This is a genomic window from Mannheimia sp. ZY171111 (assembly GCF_017750945.1).
Lineage (GTDB): Bacteria > Pseudomonadota > Gammaproteobacteria > Enterobacterales > Pasteurellaceae > Mannheimia > Mannheimia pernigra.
The window spans coordinates 886531-903883 of the sequence record NZ_CP046532.1; the positions used below are offsets into that span (position 1 = coordinate 886531).

The 17353-nt window shown below is 39.4% G+C and carries 15 protein-coding genes; 4 read left to right on the forward strand and 11 right to left on the reverse strand.

Features of this window, described 5'->3' with window-relative positions:
* Positions 1–54 precede the first annotated feature (54 nt).
* The 3 genes from hemL (at position 55) to GM698_RS10675 (ending at position 3158) form a co-directional block, all read left to right on the forward strand.
* On the forward strand, positions 55–1335 hold the full coding sequence (gene hemL, locus GM698_RS04230) for a glutamate-1-semialdehyde 2,1-aminomutase (protein WP_209289703.1): 1281 nt from the start codon (positions 55–57) through the stop codon (positions 1333–1335).
* Positions 1336–1572: 237 nt separating this feature from the next.
* Complete coding sequence (locus GM698_RS10670) at positions 1573–2304, forward strand: TIGR04141 family sporadically distributed protein (protein WP_209289704.1); 732 nt, start codon at positions 1573–1575, stop codon at positions 2302–2304.
* Positions 2295–3158, forward strand: a complete 864-nt coding sequence (locus GM698_RS10675; RefSeq protein ID WP_209289705.1) for a DUF6119 family protein — start codon at positions 2295–2297, stop codon at positions 3156–3158. Before GM698_RS10670 ends, GM698_RS10675 begins: the two co-directional genes overlap by 10 nt.
* Before the next feature lie 57 nt (positions 3159–3215).
* Here the strand turns inward: GM698_RS10675 and rpoC are convergent, their stop codons facing one another.
* The 4 genes from rpoC to GM698_RS04260 all read right to left on the reverse strand — a co-directional run bounded on the left by rpoC (position 3216) and on the right by GM698_RS04260 (position 12780).
* Positions 3216–7499, reverse strand: a complete 4284-nt coding sequence (gene rpoC / locus GM698_RS04245) for a DNA-directed RNA polymerase subunit beta' (RefSeq protein WP_209289782.1) — start codon at positions 7497–7499, stop codon at positions 3216–3218.
* A 174-nt stretch (positions 7500–7673) separates the two neighbouring features.
* Positions 7674–11699 (reverse strand): DNA-directed RNA polymerase subunit beta, encoded by a 4026-nt coding sequence (gene rpoB, locus GM698_RS04250; protein ID WP_176812133.1) that lies wholly within the window; start codon positions 11697–11699, stop codon positions 7674–7676.
* A 326-nt stretch (positions 11700–12025) separates the two neighbouring features.
* Entirely contained in the window at positions 12026–12328 is a 303-nt protein-coding gene (locus GM698_RS04255) for a hypothetical protein (protein WP_176812132.1), read from the reverse strand.
* Between the two features lie 14 nt (positions 12329–12342).
* Entirely contained in the window at positions 12343–12780 is a 438-nt protein-coding gene (locus tag GM698_RS04260; RefSeq protein ID WP_176812131.1) for a hypothetical protein, read from the reverse strand.
* Positions 12781–12994: 214 nt separating this feature from the next.
* Between GM698_RS04260 and GM698_RS04265 the strand changes: the two genes are divergently transcribed.
* A complete protein-coding gene (locus GM698_RS04265) occupies positions 12995–13255 on the forward strand; it encodes a helix-turn-helix domain-containing protein (RefSeq protein WP_176807923.1) in 261 nt (86 codons plus the stop codon).
* Positions 13256–13431: 176 nt separating this feature from the next.
* Here the strand turns inward: GM698_RS04265 and GM698_RS04270 are convergent, their stop codons facing one another.
* From GM698_RS04270 to nusG, 7 genes are all read right to left on the reverse strand, one after another.
* On the reverse strand, positions 13432–13836 hold the full coding sequence (locus tag GM698_RS04270) for a type II toxin-antitoxin system VapC family toxin (protein ID WP_176809344.1): 405 nt from the start codon (positions 13834–13836) through the stop codon (positions 13432–13434).
* The gene (locus GM698_RS04275) at positions 13833–14072 is read right to left on the reverse strand and encodes an antitoxin (RefSeq protein WP_025235144.1); all 240 of its coding nucleotides are present in this window, start codon (positions 14070–14072) and stop codon (positions 13833–13835) included. The genes GM698_RS04270 and GM698_RS04275 overlap by 4 nt, the downstream gene beginning before the upstream one ends.
* A 254-nt stretch (positions 14073–14326) precedes the next feature.
* Positions 14327–14692 carry a 50S ribosomal protein L7/L12 gene (gene rplL / locus GM698_RS04280; RefSeq protein WP_005621166.1) on the reverse strand — a complete coding sequence of 122 codons (366 nt, stop codon included), beginning with the start codon at positions 14690–14692 and terminating at the stop codon, positions 14327–14329.
* A gap of 58 nt (positions 14693–14750) precedes the next feature.
* Positions 14751–15242 (reverse strand): 50S ribosomal protein L10, encoded by a 492-nt coding sequence (rplJ, locus tag GM698_RS04285; protein ID WP_159628947.1) that lies wholly within the window; start codon positions 15240–15242, stop codon positions 14751–14753.
* A gap of 279 nt (positions 15243–15521) precedes the next feature.
* The gene (gene rplA / locus GM698_RS04290) at positions 15522–16211 is read right to left on the reverse strand and encodes a 50S ribosomal protein L1 (RefSeq protein WP_176807921.1); all 690 of its coding nucleotides are present in this window, start codon (positions 16209–16211) and stop codon (positions 15522–15524) included.
* A gap of 4 nt (positions 16212–16215) precedes the next feature.
* The gene (gene rplK / locus GM698_RS04295) at positions 16216–16644 is read right to left on the reverse strand and encodes a 50S ribosomal protein L11 (RefSeq protein ID WP_159628945.1); all 429 of its coding nucleotides are present in this window, start codon (positions 16642–16644) and stop codon (positions 16216–16218) included.
* 145 nt (positions 16645–16789) lie between these two features.
* Entirely contained in the window at positions 16790–17353 is a 564-nt protein-coding gene (nusG, locus tag GM698_RS04300) for a transcription termination/antitermination protein NusG (RefSeq protein WP_176807920.1), read from the reverse strand.

Below are 17353 nucleotides of genomic sequence, written 5' to 3' on the forward strand. Positions count from 1 at the left end.
AGGGGCTTTTCAGTACAATAGAGGCTAATTTTTTACAACTGAAAAGGAATTATTATGTCAATGTCAGAAAAACTGTTTGAACAAGCCCAAAAAGTGATTCCAGGCGGTGTAAACTCTCCTGTTCGCGCTTTCAAAGGAGTAGGGGGTACGCCTATTTTTATTAAGAAAGCAACAGGTGCGTATATTATCGACAGCGACGACAAGCAATATATTGACTACGTTGGCTCTTGGGGCCCGATGGTATTGGGGCATAACCACCCAGCGATTATTGATGCGGTATTAAAAGCAGTGCCAAATGGCTTGAGCTTTGGAGCCCCAACGGCTGCTGAAATCACCCTTGCGGAATTAGTCTGCAAATTAGTGCCATCTATTGAAATGGTGAGAATGGTAAGCTCTGGTACAGAAGCAACAATGTCTGCCATTCGCTTAGCTCGTGGCTACACAGGGCGAGATAAGATTATCAAATTTGAAGGTTGCTATCACGGGCATTCAGATTCACTATTAGTAAAAGCAGGTTCTGGAGCTTTAACACTTGGCCAGCCAAGTGGGCCAGGCGTGCCAGCAGATTTCGCTAAGCACACACTTACCTGTACTTACAATGATTTAGATTCAGTAAAAGCAGCATTTGAACAATATCCAAATGACATAGCTTGCTTAATTGTTGAACCTGTTGCAGGCAATATGAACTGTATTCCTCCACAAGAGGGCTTTTTACAAGGCTTGCGTGAACTTTGCACGCAATATGGAGCGGTCTTTATTATTGATGAAGTGATGACTGGCTTTCGTGTCGCACTTGGTGGGGCTCAATCTTACTACGGCGTTACACCTGATTTAACCACACTCGGTAAAATTATTGGCGGTGGTATGCCGGTGGGTGCATTTGGTGGTAAAAAAGAGATTATGGAACACATTGCCCCAACTGGCCCTGTTTACCAAGCTGGCACACTTTCTGGCAACCCAATTGCAATGGCAGCAGGCTTAGCGTGCTTAACGGAATTATCAAAAGCAGGCAATGAAACCATTTTAGCGAAAAAAACCAAAACGCTCGCGGAAGGCTTTAAAACCCTTGCTGATAAACATCACGTACCACTTACCGTACAATACGTTGGCGGAATGTTCGGCTTATTCTTCACCGAACAAAAAGCAGTAACCAACTTCCAAGAAGTAATGAAATGCGACGCGGCTAAATTCAACCGTTTCTTCCACTTAATGTTAGAACAGGGCGTCTATTTAGCTCCATCAGCATTCGAGGCAGGGTTTATGTCTTTAGCTCACAGTGATGAAGATATTGCTCGCACGTTGGAAGCGGCGGATAAGGCGTTTGGGGAGTTATAGTGAAGGTACAAGCGGTTGGATTTACTCGCTACGCTCGCTCCTTCGGAGCCGTTGGCAAAGCCAACGTTCAAACACAAGCGTTTGTTGAGGGAAATTTGCAGATTTTTGAGGGAATTTAACCGCTTGTATTAAAGATACCATTTATCAGATGGTACAAGTGCTAATTCTTGTATTATCAGAAGCAAGTTAGGTTAGTAAATTTAGGTATATATACCTATATTTAAAGGATAGATTATTATGGCTAGAACTAAAACAAATCGTATAAATATCTTTAAATTAAGATCACATTTTACTCTCGATAATTTCTCTTCTATAAATGAATACGAAAAGATTTTCTCAGACGAAAAAAGTAGTTTATTTATACAAAAAAATAAAAGAAGCACTCCTGAATGGAGTAATTTTATAACACCGTTAGCACCTGGAATATCATTCGAGAATTATTCAAATAGTTTTATCTATCTAATAAACTATAAAAATAACCTTTATGCCCTTACTGGGGGATATGGGTTTAAGATTATTCAAGAGTATATTGAAGATGAATTTGGATTAGATGTTGCCTTGCGATTAATAGATAATTTATCTATTTCTTCTATCCATCAGTTTTCTATAAAGAGCCAAACAAGGCAAATACAAAGAAGTGTAGCGAATTATAACCCTAACTTCGACAATGAAAACTATAATAAAATATTAAAAAGTATATCAGGAAAAGGGGAATTCTCAGGAAAACACTTTGTAGTGCAAGGTAAATCCTCCATTGTTCTCCGCACAGAAAAAGATATTAGAAATATAGAGAAGGTGCTTGATGAAATTAATAAAATTCTAGGACAAGAAGAAAAAATTAAGATGCCAAAATCGTATAAACAAGTTAAAAATAAGGAATTAATACACAAGTTAAATTTAAATTGTGTTATAGGAAACTATATAAGTTCTATAAAAATATCAATAGCAGCCACTCTACCTTGTACTTAGACTTACCAGATCCATTCAAACGATTTGATTATTCTGAATATGAATTATCTATTAAAAATAATAAATTCGAAATAAAGGAGCTTGATATAGATGAAATCAAAGTCCGTATTCAAGAAAATTTTCAAATGAATCTATCTCTTAAAGAACTATTAAATATACATATTATGGGAATAACAACTGAGGGAGAAAAAGATTTTTATCACAATAACTCACTAGAAAGGCTTATTGTTTGCGAAGCTTCTTTAAATAATCAACATTACGTGAAATTAGATGGCAAATGGTTTAATATTTTAGATAATATCATTTCTTTTATAGATGATAAAATAAGAAATATTACCATTGAAAATGATTATCTACCAAAATGGAATGCTGATGACATAAAAAACAAAATTATTTCCATAGAAAAAAATGAGGATAGAAAAACTTATGCTGAACAGATATATAATGATGAGGTTTCTAAACAGAAAGGTTTCTTATTACTTGATCGAAATTTAATTAAGACTGATGAAAAGTCAAAAATTGAACTTGCCGACCTTTATGATCATAGTAAACATCGTTTTATTCACATTAAAAATGTCTGGGGAGCAAAATCCTCATACCTATTTTCACAAGCATATATAGCATCTACTTTATATGCAAACTCAAAAGAATTTAGAGAAAAATGTACAAGAGCCTTCACTATTTCAGAAGAAACAAAGAAAACTGTTGTAATTGCTATTGCAATAGAATCTAATAAAATTAGTGGTTTTCCTCTTAATATGAGTTCTTTCTCGAAGATAAGTTTATTTAATACTATAAATAATATAAGGAATGATGGATATGATGTTATTTTAACTCCAATAGAAATCATATAATAAACAAAAAGCCCCCAGATCATTCGTTCTGGGGGCTTTTTATCTATACGCTACGAATTACTCTTCCTCACCCGCATTTAACAACGCAGCTAAACTTTGGGTTGCGTCATCTGCAATAAATTCAAATTCGGCTTCGATGTCTGCGTCAGTAACAAATGAGTTTTCTTTTGCAGCTGGAGCTTCGTATTCAGGAGCTACTGCGATGCCTGCTTCAAGTTGTGCACGTTTTTTCACACGAGCTTGGTGGTAAGCAAAACCAGTACCTGCTGGGATTAAGCGACCAACAATTACGTTTTCTTTTAAGCCACGTAACTCATCTTGTTTACCTGCCACTGCTGCTTCGGTAAGCACACGAGTGGTTTCTTGGAACGATGCCGCAGAAATGAAGCTTTCCGTTGCAAGAGATGCTTTGGTAATACCAAGCAATTCACGTTCAAATTCAACAAGTGGTTTGCCTTCAGCTTCACGTTTGCGGTTAGCAATTTTCACACGAGCGACTTCAACTTGCTCTCCGTCTAGGAATTCAGAGTCGTAAGCATTCGTAATGGTTGCTTTACGCAACATTTGGCGAACGATAACTTCGATGTGTTTATCGTTAATTTTTACCCCTTGTAAGCGGTAAACTTCTTGTACTTCGTTTACAATATAGTCTGTTACTGCGTGTACGCCACGTAAGCGTAAGATATCGTGTGGAGTTTCTGCACCATCAGAGATTACATCACCACGTTGTACCATTTCGCCTTCGAATACGTTTAATTGACGCCATTTTGGAATCATTTCTTCAAACGCTTCGCCTTCAGCTGGGGTAATTACCAAGCGGCGTTTACCTTTGGTTTCTTTACCAAATGAGACGATACCTGAAATTTCCGCCAAGATCGCTGGATCTTTCGGTTTACGTGCTTCAAATAAGTCTGCAACACGTGGAAGACCACCAGTAATATCTTTCGTACCCACAGATTCTTGTGGAATACGAGCTAATGCTTCACCCACTGCGATTTCTGCACCGTCATCTAAGGTTACGATTGCTTTACCTGGTAAGAAGTATTGTGCTGGAACGTCTGTACCTGGAATTAAGATATCGTTACCGTTGCTATCAACTAAACGTAGTGCTGGACGTAAATCTTTACCTGCGGTTGCACGTTCACCCACATCTTGTACTACGATTGATGATAAACCAGTTAATTCGTCAGTTTGACGCGTTACGGTTAAGCCATCAACGATGTCGCTAAATTGGATACGACCTGATACCTCTGAGATAACTGGCATTGTATGCGGATCCCAGTTTGCTACTACTTCACCTGCATTTACTTCTGCACCATCATTTTTCGATAACACTGCACCGTAAGGCACCTTGTAGTTCTCTTTGGTACGACCAAAGGTGTCGATAACGGTTAATTCTGTGTTACGTGAAGTTAATACGATTTTGCCGTCTTTGTTAGTTACGAATTTCGCGTTGGTAAGCTTAATCGTACCTGCATTTTTCACTTGAATGCTAGATTCTTTCGCTGCCGCAGATGCCGCACCACCGATATGGAACGTACGCATCGTTAACTGTGTACCTGGTTCACCAATTGATTGTGCCGCAATAACACCTACTGCTTCACCTTGATTAATTAAGTGTCCGCGAGCTAAATCACGACCGTAACATTTTGCACACACACCGTAGTCTGTGTTACAGGTTACAACAGAACGTACTTTGATCACATCAACAGATTCACGATCAACCACATCACACCATTTTTCATCTAATAAGGTATTACGTGGAATTAATACTTCACCTGTACCTGGTTTTAATACATCTTCTGCTACCACACGACCTAATACACGATCGCGTAATGCTTCTTTAACGTCTCCACCCTCAATTAATGGGGTCATCACGATACCTTCGTGTGTACCACAGTCATCTTCGATGATCACTAAATCTTGTGCGACATCTACTAAACGGCGGGTTAAGTAACCTGAGTTCGCTGTTTTTAATGCTGTATCCGCAAGACCTTTACGTGCACCGTGGGTAGAAATAAAGTACTGAAGAACGTTCAAACCTTCACGGAAGTTTGCCGTGATTGGGGTTTCAATAATTGAGCCATCTGGACGTGCCATCAAGCCACGCATACCCGCTAACTGACGAATCTGTGCTGCAGAACCACGTGCACCCGAGTCTGCCATCATAAAGATGCTGTTAAATGATGCTTGTTTTTCTTGATTACCTTCACGGTTAACCACCTCTTCCGTTGACAGGTTTTCCATCATTGCTTTTGCAACACGTTCGTTTGCTGCTGCCCAAATATCGATTACTTTGTTATAACGCTCGCCTGCAGTAACTAAACCGCCATTGAACTGTTCTTGAATTTCTGCAACCTCTGCTTCAGCCGCCTCAATGATTGAGTATTTTTGTTCTGGAATAACCATATCATCAATACCAACAGACACACCTGAACGAGCAGCGTAGGAAAAACCCGTGTACATAATCTGGTCAGCTAAAACGACAGACTCTTTCAAGCCTAAACGGCGATAGCTCTCATTAATTAATTTTGAGATCGCTTTTTTACCTAAAGTTTGATTGAACAAGCTAAATGGCATACCTTTTGGTGCGATCATCCATAAAATTGCACGACCGATGGTAGTATCCACTAATGCAGTTTTAGCAACAAATTCGCCCGCTTCATTTTTCTCATATTCAGTCACACGCACTTTTACACGAGAGTGTAATTCTGCTTGACCAGTGCGGTATGCTTTTTCCGCTTCACGTGGGTCAAGGAAATACATTCCTTCACCTTTGCCGTTTACTTTCTCACGAGTCATATAGTAAAGACCGAGTACAACGTCCTGAGATGGAACGATGATCGGATCACCACTTGCAGGAGAAAGTACGTTATTGGTAGACATCATTAACGCTCGAGCTTCTAACTGGGCTTCAAGAGTTAATGGAACGTGTACCGCCATTTGGTCACCATCGAAGTCCGCATTGAATGCTGCACAAACAAGTGGATGTAATTGGATCGCTTTACCTTCAATCAATAATGGCTCAAACGCTTGGATACCTAAACGGTGAAGCGTTGGTGCACGGTTAAGTAGGATTGGATGTTCACGGATAACTTCTGCAAGAATATCCCATACAATCGGCTCTTCACGCTCAACCATTTTCTTTGCTGCTTTAATAGTTGATGCAATGCCACGAGATTCTAATTTAGAGTAGATAAATGGGCGGAATAACTCCAATGCCATTTTCTTCGGTAAACCACATTGATGTAAGCGTAAATATGGACCTACGGTGATTACAGAACGGCCTGAATAATCCACACGTTTACCTAATAGGTTTTGACGGAAACGACCTTGTTTACCTTTTATCATATCCGCAAGTGATTTTAACGGACGTTTGTTAGAACCCGTAATTGCACGACCACGACGACCATTGTCTAATAACGCATCCACAGATTCTTGTAACATACGTTTTTCGTTACGTACGATAATGTCTGGTGCAACTAAGTCTAACAAGCGTTTTAAACGGTTGTTACGGTTAATTACACGGCGGTATAAATCGTTTAAATCAGAGGTTGCAAAGCGACCGCCATCAAGCGGTACTAATGGACGTAAATCTGGCGGTAATACTGGAAGAACGGTCATTACCATCCATTCTGGCTTGTTACCCGATTGTAAGAATGCTTCCAAGGTTTTTAAACGCTTAGTAATTTTTTTACGTTTAGTTTCTGAATTGGTTTCTTGTAATTCTTCACGCAAAATTTCACATTGGTGTTCTAAATCTAAGTCACGAAGCAATGCCTGAATACCTTCTGCACCCATTTTCGCTTCAAACTCATCACCCCAACGCTCTTCAGCTTCCATAAACTGCTCTTCGGTTAATAGCTGATTTTTTTCTAAATCAGTCATTCCTGGCTCAGTTACTACATAGCTTTCAAAGTAAAGCACACGTTCAATATCACGCAATGGCATATCTAAAATTAAACCAATACGGGACGGCAGTGATTTTAAGAACCAAATGTGTGCAACTGGGCAAGCTAATTCAATATGCCCCATACGCTCACGACGTACTTTAGTTTGTGTCACTTCAACACCACATTTTTCACAGATTACACCGCGGTGTTTTAAACGTTTATATTTACCACACAGACACTCGTAGTCTTTTACTGGCCCGAAAATACGTGCACAAAATAAACCATCACGCTCTGGTTTGAAGGTGCGGTAATTAATGGTTTCTGGTTTTTTCACTTCACCAAAAGACCAAGAACGGATCTTATCTGGTGATGCTAAGCCAATTTTAATCACATCGAAATCATCGTTTGATTTTGTTTGTGCTTTTAAAAACTTCACTAAGTCTTTCACTTTTTTGCCCCTAGGGTAGGTTTTTAAGTTCGCCTCGCTTAAAGCAAAGCGAGTAAATTTGTGTGCAAGCGGTCTAATTTGTAAAAAATTTTGCAAAATTGACCGCTTGGAGTTTGTCTCAAAATCATCTGTAATAGCATACCCACGCCATTACACATTTTGCGAATAACGAAACTACGCTTCGTCTAACTCCATATCAATCGCTAATGCACGGATCTCTTTGGTAATTACATTAAATGACTCAGGAATACCTGGCTCCATATAATGTGTGCCATCTACGATATTTTTGTACATCTTCGTACGACCGTTCACATCATCGGATTTCACTGTAAGCATTTCTTGAAGTGTGTAAGCCGCACCGTATGCTTCTAATGCCCAAACCTCCATCTCACCGAAACGCTGACCACCGAACTGAGCTTTACCACCCAACGGTTGCTGAGTAACTAGGCTATAAGAACCAGTTGAACGTGCGTGCATTTTGTCATCCACTAAGTGGTTTAATTTGAGCATATACATATAACCGACGGTTACTGGACGCTCAAATTTCTCCCCTGTGCGGCCATCATAAAGCGTGATTTGACCTGAAGTTGGTAATCCACCTAATTCTAATAAGCCTTTGATTTCAGTCTCAACAGCACCATCGAATACTGGGGTTGCAAGCGGTAAACCTTTACGTAAATTTTCAGCTAAACGCATCACTTCTTCATCAGAGAAAGTACTTAAATCAACAACCTGTGATCCGTGGCCTAAATCGTAGGCTTTTTGCATATACTCACGCAATTTTGCTACTTCTTGCTGTTGTTTGATCATTTTATCAATTTGATCACCAATACCACGAGCCGCTAAGCCTAAGTGGGTTTCTAAGATCTGACCGATATTCATACGAGACGGTACGCCTAGCGGGTTTAATACGATCTCAACTGGCTGACCGTTTTCGTCATATGGCATATCTTCAACAGGATTGATCTTCGAAATAACACCTTTGTTACCGTGACGACCTGCCATCTTATCACCTGGCTGAATTTGACGTTTCACCGCAAGATAAACTTTAACTACTTTTAACACGCCTGGTGCTAAATCATCGCCTTGAATGATCTTGTTACGTTTAATTTCAAGTTTGCGTTCAAATTCTTTGCGTAACTCTTCGTACTGTTCTGCTAACTGCTCTAATTGATTTTGTTTCGCTTCGTTTTCAAGAGTTTGCTCTAACCATTTTTCACGGGCAACGCCATCTAATGAAGACTCTTTCACACCACATTCAATTAAAAGGCTACGAACACGAGTGAATAAACCAGCTTCTAAGATTTCTAGCTCTTCCGCGAGGTCTTTCTTCGCTTCACGAAGTTGCATTTCTTCGATTTCTTTCGCACGTTTATCTTTCTCTACGCCATCACGGGTAAATACCTGAACATCAATAACCGTACCTGAAGTACCGTTTGGCACACGAAGAGATGAATCTTTAACATCAGAGGCTTTTTCACCAAAGATTGCACGCAATAATTTCTCTTCTGGTGTTAATTGAGTTTCACCTTTAGGGGTGACTTTACCAACTAAGATATCGCCACCTTTTACCTCAGCACCAATATAAACAATACCTGATTCATCTAATTTGCTTAATGCAGATTCACCTACATTTGGAATATCCGCCGTGATCTCTTCTGCCCCTAATTTGGTATCACGAGCGACACAAGATAACTCTTGAATGTGAATTGTGGTGAAACGATCTTCTTGAACAACACGTTCAGACACTAACATTGAGTCTTCAAAGTTATAACCGTTCCAAGGCATAAATGCCACTCGGATATTTTGACCTAACGCTAATTCACCCAAGTCTGTTGAAGGACCATCTGCTAAGATTTCACCACGTGCCACTGGCTCGCCTAGGTTCACACAAGGTACTTGGTTAATACAAGTATTTTGGTTAGAACGGGTATATTTGATTAAGTTATAAATATCAATACCTGCTTCGCCTGAAACAGTTTCATCTTCATTTACTCTAACCACGATACGAGAAGCATCAACATACTGAACCACACCACCACGTTTTGCAACAATAGCTACACCAGAGTCAAGTGCAATTGGTTTTTCCATACCCGTACCAACTAATGGCTTATCGGCACGTAATGTTGGCACTGCTTGACGTTGCATATTCGCACCCATTAATGCACGGTTCGCATCATCGTGTTCTAAGAATGGAATTAGTGCAGCTGCAACAGATACGACTTGCTGTGTTGAAATATCCATATATTGCACTTCCTCAGGCTTGAATAAACCTGATTCACCTTGCTGACGACAAGTTACATAAGTGTCAGTAAAGTAGAAGTTCTCATCTAAATCTGAGTTCGCCTGTGCGATAACATTGTTGCTTTCTTCGATCGCTGATAAATATTCAATCTCTTCTGTTACTTGACCATTTACTACTTTACGGAATGGCGTTTCTAAGAAACCGTAATTGTTGGTACGTGCATAAACAGAAAGCGAGTTAATTAAACCGATATTTGGACCTTCAGGGGTTTCAATCGGACATAAACGCCCATAGTGAGTTGGGTGTACGTCACGCACCTCAAAGCCTGCACGTTCACGCGTTAAACCACCTGGGCCTAATGCAGAAATACGGCGTTTGTGCGTTACTTCTGAAAGCGGGTTATTTTGATCCATAAATTGCGAAAGTTGTGAAGAACCAAAGAATTCTTTCACTGCCGCAGAAATTGGTTTCGCATTAATTAAATCTTGTGGTGTTACGCCATCTAAATCGCCTAACGATAAACGCTCACGCACCGCACGCTCAACACGCACTAAACCAATACGGAATTGGTTTTCTGCCATCTCACCTACGCTACGAATACGGCGGTTACCTAAGTGATCGATATCATCTACTTCACCACGACCGTTACGGATTTCAATTAATTTTTTCATTACACCGATGATGTCATCGTTGCTTAAAATGCCTGTACCCACTCCCTCTGCAATTTCTAAAGAGCGATTAAATTTCATACGTCCTACAGCAGATAAATCATAACGCTCTGCTGAGAAGAACATATTGTCAAATAACGCCTCTGCTGCCTCTTTTGTTGGTGGCTCACCTGGACGCATCATTCGATAAATTTCAACTAATGCACTTAAACGGTCATAGGTTGGATCAACACGTAAAGTTTCAGAAATGTATGGGCCGTGATCTAAATCATTGGTAAATAATACGTCAATCTCTTTGTAGCCTGCCGCTGAAAGGTTCGCAAGCATCTCCATTGACATTTCCATATTCGCAGGGCAAATCAACTCACCTGATGATAAATCAACGTAATCTTGGGCTGCTACTTTACCTACGATATATTCCACAGGCACTTCAATTTGACTAACGTTGTCTTTCTCTAATGCACGAATATGGCGAGCAGTAATACGACGCCCCATTTCAATATATACTTTGCCATTTGCTGAAATATCAAATGTTGCCGTTTCGCCTCTTAAACGCTCAGGCACTAACGTCATTAATAATTTATTATCGGCAATTGTAAATTTAGTTTTCTCAAAGAATAAATTTAAGATTTCTTCGGTGGTGTAGCCTAATGCACGTAAAATGATAGTTGCTGGCAATTTACGGCGGCGGTCAATACGAGCAAATAAGTTATCTTTCGGATCGAACTCAAAATCTAACCAAGAACCACGATAAGGAATAATACGTGCGTTATAAAGCACTTTACCTGAAGAATGGGTTTTACCTTTGTCAGAATCGAAGAATACGCCTGGGCTACGGTGTAATTGTGAAACGATAACACGCTCAGTACCGTTGATTACAAAAGTACCGTTATCGGTCATTAATGGGATTTCGCCCATATACACGTTTTGCTCTTTAATATCTTTGATTGTACCAGCCGCAGCTTCACGATCGTAAGACACTAAACGCAATTTCACGCGTAATGGTGCAGCATAGGTTGTACCACGAATTTGACATTCACGCACATCAAACACTGGCTCGCCTAATTCATAAGAAACGTATTGTAATTCAGTTGCACCGTTGTTGCTCACAATCGGGAAAACTGAACGGAATGCCGCTTCTAAACCTTGTTGCCCTTCAGGATCTTTTTCGATAAATTTTGCAAAAGAATCAAGCTGAATTGTTAATAGATAAGGTACATTCAGAACTTGTGGACGCTTACCAAAGCTCTTACGAATACGCTTTTTCTCGGAATATGAATATGCCATTTTTTAAGATAGCCTCTGAAATATATTTTGGTTGAGATTACACAATCCGACACGAAAGACTCGGTTGGAAGTGGCATTATAAAAACTGTACGAGATGTCATTTTCCAATCGCCAATCAAGCAGTCAAAAATCACTACTGCAAGCGGTCAAATTGGGCAGGAAATTTGCAATTTTTGCTGATTAAAATGACAAAATCAGCCATTGCGTTCAAGCATAAAAGGCTGACCGGTCAAGCCGTCAGCCAATTTTTGCTAAAAAAGGTTAGGAATTATAGCGGATTTTACAAAATTTGACAACAATTTGACCGCTTGTTTTTATGGGGAAAATTATTGGGTTTTCTCTTCATCTTGGGCTAATTTACTACCAAAAAATAGGCTTGCAAAACCGATAGCGAAGATAGAAATTAAGAAATAATAGCCCCATTCAACATAATTAATGGTTGCTTCTAAACCTTGGATATTCACTACATTTCCCAAAGTAAGAGCATATCCACCACTAATACATAAAACAACAATCACTTTTCCGACTTGCACTGAGCTGATTTCAAAGTCAGATATTTTACCTTGAGCTAAATACAATCCAAATCCAGCGATAATAAATAATCCAGCTAAAATAACAAAAAACACCATAATGACTAATCCTATTAGTTTTTAGCAGTTTTACATGCGTTAACGATCAAATCTGATTTAGAAAATTTTTGTCCCAACTTACCATCTACACAAGCCTTTTTTATCAAAGGTATTCCTTCATGGAAATTACCTTTATGACCTAACGCATATAAGTATCCTGTAACAAACTTACCTAAAGTATCATTTTTAGCAACCGCTCTTTGAGCATAATTATACGCATCATCAAGTTGCTTGGATTCAAAATACGTATAAGCCACATATCCTAGAGAACTAGGCTGTCCTTTTTTTACTGCTGCAATTAAATCGTCAACAGTATAAGTCATAGTTTCAAGACCATCATAAATTTGATTATATGTTGCATTCTTAGGAATTGGCTTAGCACTCACCACAGTCGAAAGAGAAAAGGTTGCAACGGTAACTAATAAAATAGATTTAAGAAATTGTTTGTACATAATAAATCCTTAGAAATGGTTTAATTAGAGATGTTTTACTTCCTATGTTAATAGGAAGTAAAGGGAGTATACTCCCTTGAAAAATTGATTTTTATTTGTTCAATTTTCCTTAAAATATTCTAGCGAGAAATTAGAATAATGATATAAACGATAGGCTACATTTAGTATTCATTAGTAGATTGATAGGTTTATCCCTAAAAACAATACTAGGAGAATGAAAAATGAAACGCTGACCAGCCACCCGATTCGACATACTTTCGCCAATAATCTTAGAAAAATCCGCCGATTAAAGGATATTTCTCAAGAGGCATTAGCATTTGACGCCGAACTGAGCCGAGCTTATATAAGTGATGTCGAAAGAGGGAAAAGAGCCATCTCAATTGATGCGATGGGGAAAATAGCCGACGCTCTAAACGTCAGCCTAATTGACCTACTGAAAAGCGACTATTCAGTAGATGATTTAATTCAAAAATAAAAAAACAAGCGGTCGTTTTTCTACCATTTTTTGCAAATAATCCCAACGTAGACTGGGGCTTGCCCCACCACTGCGATTTTAATTAAATCATTGCGACAACGTAGGGGCGAAACATCTTTCGCCCTATTCAAATATCAAATACCAAAAAGGGCAAAAAATATTTTGCCCCTACATTTTTAACACGTCCAATCTTGCCAATTTAATGCTTCAATTCGCTCGGACTCTTTGACATTATGCGTTACTAATATCGCATTACAAGCTAAAGCGTGACAAGCAATCCATAAATCATTTCCACCAATGGGCTTGCCTTGTAACTTCAATTTATTTGCCCAAACACCATAAAATTCACAGATTTTTTCATTTGGGTAAACAACTGAAATACGTTGTTTCAACTTTTCGATATTCGCTAAGGCTTTTTCCGGATTAGCACTGCCATTTGCTCCTTTAAGTAACTCAGCGTAGGTAATAAAGCTCATAACTAATTGATCACTTGGCGTAAGTTGTGCCACACGTTCTGCCACTGCAAGCGGTCGATTTTTCATTAAATAAATCAAAATATTGGTATCAAGCATATAGATCATAAATCATCTCGCTCTTGTGGTGGAGATGTATCACGATCTTCCAATGCCTGAATAAAATCATCATCAAAATCGGAAAATAAAGCCAGAAACTCCATATCGGCTTGAGGTTTCACCGGACGCAAAATAACATCACCATTCTGCCCCTGTAGAATCTCGACGGTATCTACATCAAAACGGAAATCAAACGGAATCCTCACCGCTTGGCTATTACCACTTTGGAAGACTTTTGTTCGCATACCACACCTCAATATATACATTAAATATCGAGAGTATATACTATGCTTATTTTTCATTGATTGCAATAGCCGGTTTTATGCACAATAGATATGTTTATACAATAAACATATCTATTGAAATCTAATAACAAGCAGTCGTTTTTCTGCCATTTTTTGCAAAAAATCGGATAAAAATCACCGCTTACAAAAACAAAACCCCGATGTTTCCATCGGGGTTTGTTGAACTTGAAGTTCGGGGAAAGTTAAATCAAAAATTATTTGATTTCTACTTTCGCACCAGCTTCTTCTAATTCTTTCTTAAGTGCTTCAGCTTCACCTTTAGAGATGCCTTCTTTTAAGGCTGCAGGTGCAGATTCAACTAAGTCTTTAGCTTCTTTTAAGCCTAAACCTGTTGCACCACGTACTGCTTTGATTACTGCAACTTTGTTAGCACCAGCTTCTGCTAAGATTACATCAAACTCAGTTTTCTCTTCTGCTGCCGCTGCTGCTGGAGCTGCTGCTGCAACTGCTGCCGCTGCTGAAACGCCGAATTTTTCTTCCATCGCTGTGATTAATTCAACGATTTCTGATACTGATTTAGAAGCAATCGCTTCAATGATTTGTTCGTTAGTTAATGACATAACAATCGATTCCTAAAGTAAAATAAGTTGTTAAACGAATAAAGAAGAGTGCTTAAAATTAAGCTGCTGCTTCCATTTGATCGCGTAATGCTGCAAGAGTGCGAACAAGTTTGCCTGCCGCAGCTTCTTTCATTGTGCCCATTAAACGTGCAATTGCTTCTTCGTAAGTTGGTAAGGTTGCTAAGAATGCAACATCTTGTGTTTTACCTTCAAAGGCTGCACCTTTAACTTCAAACTCTTTGTTTGTTTTCGCAAATTCAGTGAATAAACGTGCTGCTGCACCTGGATGTTCATTCGAGAATGCGATAAGAGTTGGACCTGTAAACGTATCTTTTAAGCATTCGAAATCTGTGCCTTCCACTGCACGACGTAATAAAGTATTACGCACTACCTGCATTGTAACGCCAGCTTCACGTGCTGATTTACGTAACTCAGTCATTTTTTCAACTGTCACGCCACGAGAATCCGCAACAACAGCTGAAAGTGCACCTTTGGCAGCTTCGTTTACTTCAGCAACAATCGCTTGTTTGTCTTGAAGATTTAATGCCATTGGTTTTAGCTCCTGATACACTCTGCCTTTTCAAGCAGAATTTACAAAAAATCCCAAAAATATCACCGCTTGTAATAAGCGGCAATCTTCTGAGCCTAAGGTGTACAGAAGCAGAAAATTCTGTCTGTTCACCATCTATGTAGGATTATTAAGTTTTCACCCCTACAGTCTTAGACGGGGCTTAGATAGGCTAAGCACCATCAGCTTGCTCTCGCAAGTTAAGGTCGCAAATTATACAGATAATCTGCGACCCTGTAAAGTTTTAACTTCTGTCAGAAATTAAAGTGATGCCTGATCAACTGCAACACCCGCACCCATAGTAGTAGAAATGCTTACTTTCTTGATGAAGATACCTTTTGCCGTTGTTGGTTTAGCTTTAGTTAATGCAGCTAATAACGCTTGAAGGTTTTCTGTTAATTGCTCAGGTGAGAAATCTGCTTTACCAATAGTCGTATGGATAATACCATTTTTGTCGTTACGGTAGCGGATCTGACCTGATTTAGCATTTTTAACGGCGTCAGCCACGTTTGGAGTCACTGTACCCACTTTTGGGTTTGGCATCAAGCCACGTGGACCTAATACTTGACCTAATTGACCTACAACACGCATTGCATCTGGAGAAGCGATAACAACATCAAAGTTCATTTCGCCTTTTTTGATTTGCTCTGCAAGATCTTCCATACCCACTAAATCTGCACCAGCTGCTTTCGCTGCGTCTGCATTTGCACCTTGTGTAAACACTGCAACACGAGCTGTACGACCTGTACCGTGTGGTAACACAGTTGCACCACGCACATTTTGGTCTGATTTACGAGGGTCGATACCTAAGTTTACTGCAACATCAACACTTTCAACGAATTTAGCGGTTGCGAATTGTTTTAATACTGCAATCGCTTCGTTGATTTCGTACGCTTTAGTAGAATCTACGCCAGCTTTAATTGCTTTCATTTTTTTAGTCAATTTAGCCATTGTATTATTCCTCTACGATTAAGCCCATTGAACGAGCAGTACCAGCGATTGATTTCATTTTCGTTTCGATAGTTGAACCTGTCATATCTGCTGCTTTAGTTTCAGCAATTTGACGGATTTGATCTTGAGTTACTGTACCTACTTTATCTTTATTCGGTTTACCAGAACCTGATTTGATACCTACCGCTTTTTTCAGTAATACTGCTGCAGGAGGTGTTTTGGTAACGAATGTGAAAGATTTATCAGCGTAAACGGTAATCACAACAGGAATTGGTAAACCTTTTTCTAAGCTCTCAGTACGAGCGTTGAATGCTTTACAGAATTCCATAATGTTAACACCTTGTTGACCTAATGCAGGACCAACTGGTGGTGATGGGTTAGCCATACCCGCTGCAACTTGCAGTTTAACGTAGGCTTGGACTTTTTTTGCCATTTTAGTTTCCTTTGTTGTGGGTTATAACGCTGAAAATCAGCTCCCCTGTGTTTTACATAAAAAATACGAGCTAAATTAAACAGCTCGTATGAAGTCGCGATTATAAAGAACTAACGTTCGTTTTTCAAGCACTATTTATCGCTAATTAACTCTGTTTTTCAACCTGACCGAACTCAAGCTCAACGGGTGTTGCACGACCGAAAATAGACACAGACACTTTCAAGCGGCCTTTTTCGTAATCGACTTCTTCCACGGTTCCAGCAAAATCTGCAAATGGACCTTCCGTGACTCGAATGCTTTCACCTGGTTGGAACTCTTTTCTATGACGTGGTTTTTCTGCCGTTTCTTGAACACGGTTTAGAATGCGATCTGCTTCACGCTTGGTAATGGGTGCAGGGCGATCTGCTGTTCCGCCAATAAAGCCCATTACACGAGGCACGCTTTTTACTAAGTGCCAAGTGTCATCATTCATTTCCATTTCAACTAACACATAGCCTGGAAAGAATTTACGCTCGGTTTTACGGCGTTTGCCACCCACATTTTCTACAACTTCTTCTGTTGGCACTAATACTTCGCCAAATTGCTCTTCCATTTTATGAAGTTTGATGTATTCGCGTAATGTTACTGCCACACGGTTTTCAAAACCTGAAAATGCTTGTAATACATACCAACGTTTTGAGCTGCTTTCGTTTACTTCTACTTCACTCAT

What these genes read in the sequence shown, in the direction of transcription:
- hemL (WP_209289703.1), top strand. Translation starts at nt 55, where the DNA reads ATGTCAATGTCAGAAAAACTGTTTGAACAAGCCCAAAAAGTGATTCCA.
- GM698_RS10670 (WP_209289704.1), top strand. Translation starts at nt 1,573, where the DNA reads ATGGCTAGAACTAAAACAAATCGTATAAATATCTTTAAATTAAGATCA.
- rpoB (WP_176812133.1), bottom strand. Translation starts at nt 11,699, where the DNA reads ATGGCATATTCATATTCCGAGAAAAAGCGTATTCGTAAGAGCTTTGGT.
- GM698_RS04255 (WP_176812132.1), bottom strand. Translation starts at nt 12,328, where the DNA reads ATGGTGTTTTTTGTTATTTTAGCTGGATTATTTATTATCGCTGGATTT.
- GM698_RS04260 (WP_176812131.1), bottom strand. Translation starts at nt 12,780, where the DNA reads ATGTACAAACAATTTCTTAAATCTATTTTATTAGTTACCGTTGCAACC.
- GM698_RS04265 (WP_176807923.1), top strand. Translation starts at nt 12,995, where the DNA reads ATGAAAAATGAAACGCTGACCAGCCACCCGATTCGACATACTTTCGCC.
- GM698_RS04270 (WP_176809344.1), bottom strand. Translation starts at nt 13,836, where the DNA reads ATGATCTATATGCTTGATACCAATATTTTGATTTATTTAATGAAAAAT.
- GM698_RS04275 (WP_025235144.1), bottom strand. Translation starts at nt 14,072, where the DNA reads ATGCGAACAAAAGTCTTCCAAAGTGGTAATAGCCAAGCGGTGAGGATT.
- rplL (WP_005621166.1), bottom strand. Translation starts at nt 14,692, where the DNA reads ATGTCATTAACTAACGAACAAATCATTGAAGCGATTGCTTCTAAATCA.
- rplJ (WP_159628947.1), bottom strand. Translation starts at nt 15,242, where the DNA reads ATGGCATTAAATCTTCAAGACAAACAAGCGATTGTTGCTGAAGTAAAC.
- rplA (WP_176807921.1), bottom strand. Translation starts at nt 16,211, where the DNA reads ATGGCTAAATTGACTAAAAAAATGAAAGCAATTAAAGCTGGCGTAGAT.
- rplK (WP_159628945.1), bottom strand. Translation starts at nt 16,644, where the DNA reads ATGGCAAAAAAAGTCCAAGCCTACGTTAAACTGCAAGTTGCAGCGGGT.
- nusG (WP_176807920.1), bottom strand. Translation starts at nt 17,353, where the DNA reads ATGAGTGAAGTAGAAGTAAACGAAAGCAGCTCAAAACGTTGGTATGTA.